Below are 3,284 nucleotides of genomic sequence, written 5' to 3'. Positions count from 1 at the left end.
CCCGAGCGATGCGATCTATCTCCGACTCGCGATAGACCATGGTGTTGAAGGCCTGACGCTCGCCTCCCGCAAGTGTCCGAACGCCCCGCGGTTCCCCGTAGTAGACATCTCCGGTTAGCTCGCGCACAATGACGAGATCCAAGCCCTCGATCACCTCGGGCTTGAGCGAGGAAGAGTCAATCAACTCGCTATAAAGCTTCGCCGGGCGCAGATTTGCGAACACGTCCAAGCCGGCGCGCAGCCGAAGCAAGCCTCTCTCGGGCCGTAGCTTAGGGGATAAAGCGTCCCATTTCGGGCCGCCGACCGCGCCCAACAATACCGCGTCGGCTGCCCGCGCCTTGGCAAGTGTCTCCTCCGGCAGCGGATCCCCGGCCGCATCGACGGCTGCGCCCCCGATGAGCGCCTCTTCGATCTCGAATTCCGGGCCGGAATGAGACCGGAGCGCGCGTAACACCTTGACCGCCTGCGCTGTGATCTCGGGACCTATACCGTCACCCGGAAGGACCAGAATTTTCTTAAACATTACTTACCCAGCAATTTACTGTCCGGCTCCATAGAGCTTGATCAGCCGTTAGAACGACCCGGCGAGATCTCGGCACTCGCCAACACCGTTGGCCGGCATCTACGCATCACCTATACTTGGGTGCGCCCGGATCCCCAGCGCTTCCAGACACGAATGACCGTCGTAATACCTAATCCATTTTATCAAATTTATGCAGGGGCGACGTTACTGCGGGCGCGGAACCCTGGTTCATTGAGGTGTGACAATGGAAGAGCTAAAAAAGATCATTGATGCGGCTTACGAGAGGCGTCATCAATTAACCCCGGCGAGCGCACCGAATCCTTTGCGCGCTGCGGTCGCCGAGTGTATCCTCGCCTTGGATCAAGGACGGGCCAGGGTCGCCGAGAACAAGGACGGCCGCTGGATCGTCAACGAATGGCTGAAGAAAGCCGTGCTCCTCTACTTCAGGCTGGAGGAGAATCAGGTGCTGTACGGCGATTTCACGAATTTCTTCGATCGCGTTCCGGCCAAGTTTCATGGCTTCGATCGTGAACGCTTCTCCAGCGTTGGCGCCCGTGTCGTGCCACCCGCGACCGTGCGCTTTGGGAGTTATATCGCGCCGAACGTCGTCTTGATGCCGAGCTACGTGAACATCGGTGCCTATGTGGACAGCGGCACGATGGTCGATACCTGGGCCACGGTCGGTTCGTGCGCCCAGATCGGTAAGAACGTTCACCTGTCCGGAGGGGCCGGGATCGGTGGAGTGCTCGAACCGCTGCAATCCGCCCCTACCATTATCGAGGACGACTGCTTCATCGGGGCTCGATCCGAGATCGTCGAAGGTGTGATCGTGGGCGCGGGTTCGGTGATCTCGATGGGCGTTTATATCGGGCAGAGCACCAAGATTTATAACCGTGAAAACGGTGATGTGACTTACGGACGAATTCCGCCCGGTTCAGTCGTGGTGTCCGGAAATCTACCTTCGGCGGATCGACGTTATAGTTTATACTGCGCTGTTATAGTAAAACAGGTCGACGCAAAAACCCGCGCTAAGGTCGGGATAAACGAACTATTGCGCGATCTCTGATCTAGCGTGGCGTTGAAACTTGGAGCGGCTATGCCGCCGCAACGCCCGGTCCGGCTTGGTGCAAAGCCTCCGTCACAACCTCGGCGAGCGTTGTCGCCACCTGATTGACTTCACCCTCGTCCGGCCCTTCCACCATGACACGGATCAGCGCTTCGGTGCCTGACGGCCGCAACAGCACCCGCCCCCGATCTCTCAGCCGCTCTTCCGCATCCCGTACGGCGTGATGCACCGCCGGGACATTGCCGACATCCATTCGCCCGGCCATTCGCACGTTGATGAGCTTTTGCGGGTATTTCCTCATTCCTGATTTCAATGAATTTAACGGCTGGCCCGTAGCGACGAGGATTTCCAGCACTTGCAAGGCGGAAACGATTCCGTCACCGGTGGTCGTCATATCCAAACAGATGATATGGCCCGACGATTCGCCGCCGAGCGTCCACCCGCCCTCTTTCATCATCTCCAAGACATATCTGTCCCCCACCTTAGCCCGCTTTAAATCGAGACCGAGCGTTCGCAGTGCATGCTCAAGACCAAGGTTACTCATCTGCGTGCCGACCACGCTTCCGTTCAGTTTATTCCTCCGCTGACGCTCACGGGCAATAATAAAGAGCAACTCGTCGCCATCGACAACTTCGCCCTGGTGATCCACCATGATCACCCGATCGCCGTCACCGTCGAGAGCAATGCCGACATCGGCCCCCTGGGACATCACCTCGGCTTTAAGCGTCTCCGGTTTGGTTGCCCCATAGTGATCATTGATGTTAAGACCGTTCGGCGCCGCACCGATCGCAATGACCGTGGCCCCGAGCTCGTCGAAGACCTTGGGGGCAATGTTGTACGTGGCGCCGTGAGCGCAATCCACGACGATTTTAAGTCCGTTAAGATTGGCGCCGGTCCCGAATGTGCTCTTGCAAAACTCGATATACCGTCCTTCCGCGTCCTCAATGCGCTGCGCCCGGCCTAGCTTGCTCGAATCGACCGTCGCTAGCGGGCAATCCAGCGCCGCTTCGATGTCCGATTCGACGGCATCGGCAAGCTTCATACCGTCGCCGCCGAAAAACTTGATCCCATTGTCGTAATAGGGGTTGTGCGAGGCGCTTATGACGACTCCGGCTTGCGCCCGAAAAGTGCGCGTCAGATAGGCGATGGCGGGTGTGGGCATCGGGCCCAACAGCAGGATGTCGACACCGGCGGCCGAAAAACCCGCTTCTAATGCCGACTCGAACATGTATCCGGAGATCCGCGTGTCCTTGCCGATCAACACTCGGCTTGCGCCGCCTTTCCCGAGCACACGGCCCGCCGCCCAGCCGAGCTTCATGACAAAATCAGGTGTAATCGGCGCGCTACCCACCTTGCCGCGTATGCCATCGGTTCCAAAATACCGCCGTTCATGCCCCATCGCTGGTCCCCTCGCGTAAAAAAAGAACCCCCACTGAGGAAGCGGGGGTTCACCAGAACTTACTCTATTAAGCTTTCAATGCAAGCTTGCCGGCCCTCCGATCGCGCCGTCTGCTTTTTGGTCCCCGTTGTCAACCACTTGCGGCGTCTTGTCTTTCGGCGTGCCCTTACGCTCCTCTTCCGACCAGTCCTTGGGGGGACGTGGGATGCGGCCGGCCATGAGATCGTCAATCTGCGCGCTCTCGATGGTCTCGTACTTGATAAGCGTCTCCGCCATCTTGTGTAAGATGCCCACGT

The 3,284-nt window shown here is 58.6% G+C and carries 4 protein-coding genes; 1 reads left to right on the top strand and 3 read right to left on the bottom strand.

The genetic code is table 11. From position 1 onward, the window contains the following. Positions 1 to 523 (bottom strand): isocitrate/isopropylmalate family dehydrogenase (locus M3436_20235; protein ID MDQ3566300.1); only part of this gene is annotated, 523 nt, incomplete at its 3' end. A 244-nt stretch (positions 524 to 767) separates the two neighbouring features. On the opposite strand from M3436_20235, the gene dapD reads away from it, so the two are divergent. Then, on the top strand, positions 768 to 1,589 hold the full coding sequence (gene dapD / locus M3436_20230; GenBank protein MDQ3566299.1) for a 2,3,4,5-tetrahydropyridine-2,6-dicarboxylate N-succinyltransferase: 822 nt from the start codon (positions 768 to 770) through the stop codon (positions 1,587 to 1,589). 28 nt (positions 1,590 to 1,617) lie between these two features. Here the strand turns inward: dapD and glmM are convergent, their stop codons facing one another. Both glmM and M3436_20220 read right to left on the bottom strand, forming a co-directional pair. Beyond that, positions 1,618 to 2,988, bottom strand: a complete 1,371-nt coding sequence (gene glmM / locus M3436_20225; GenBank protein MDQ3566298.1) for a phosphoglucosamine mutase — start codon at positions 2,986 to 2,988, stop codon at positions 1,618 to 1,620. 75 nt (positions 2,989 to 3,063) lie between these two features. Continuing rightward, on the bottom strand, positions 3,064 to 3,284 hold a 221-nt coding region (locus M3436_20220; GenBank protein MDQ3566297.1), incomplete at its 5' end, for an ATP-dependent metalloprotease.

Source organism: Pseudomonadota bacterium, assembly GCA_030859565.1.
Classification (GTDB): Bacteria; Pseudomonadota; Gammaproteobacteria; order JACCXJ01; family JACCXJ01; genus USCg-Taylor.
Note: the sequence above shows the minus strand (reverse complement) of the source record. Positions and strands in the feature narration are given on the sequence as shown.

Coding starts and splice junctions, on each gene's coding strand:
- dapD (MDQ3566299.1), top strand. CDS start 768: ATGGAAGAGCTAAAAAAGATCATTGATGCGGCTTACGAGAGGCGTCAT.
- glmM (MDQ3566298.1), bottom strand. CDS start 2,988: ATGGGGCATGAACGGCGGTATTTTGGAACCGATGGCATACGCGGCAAG.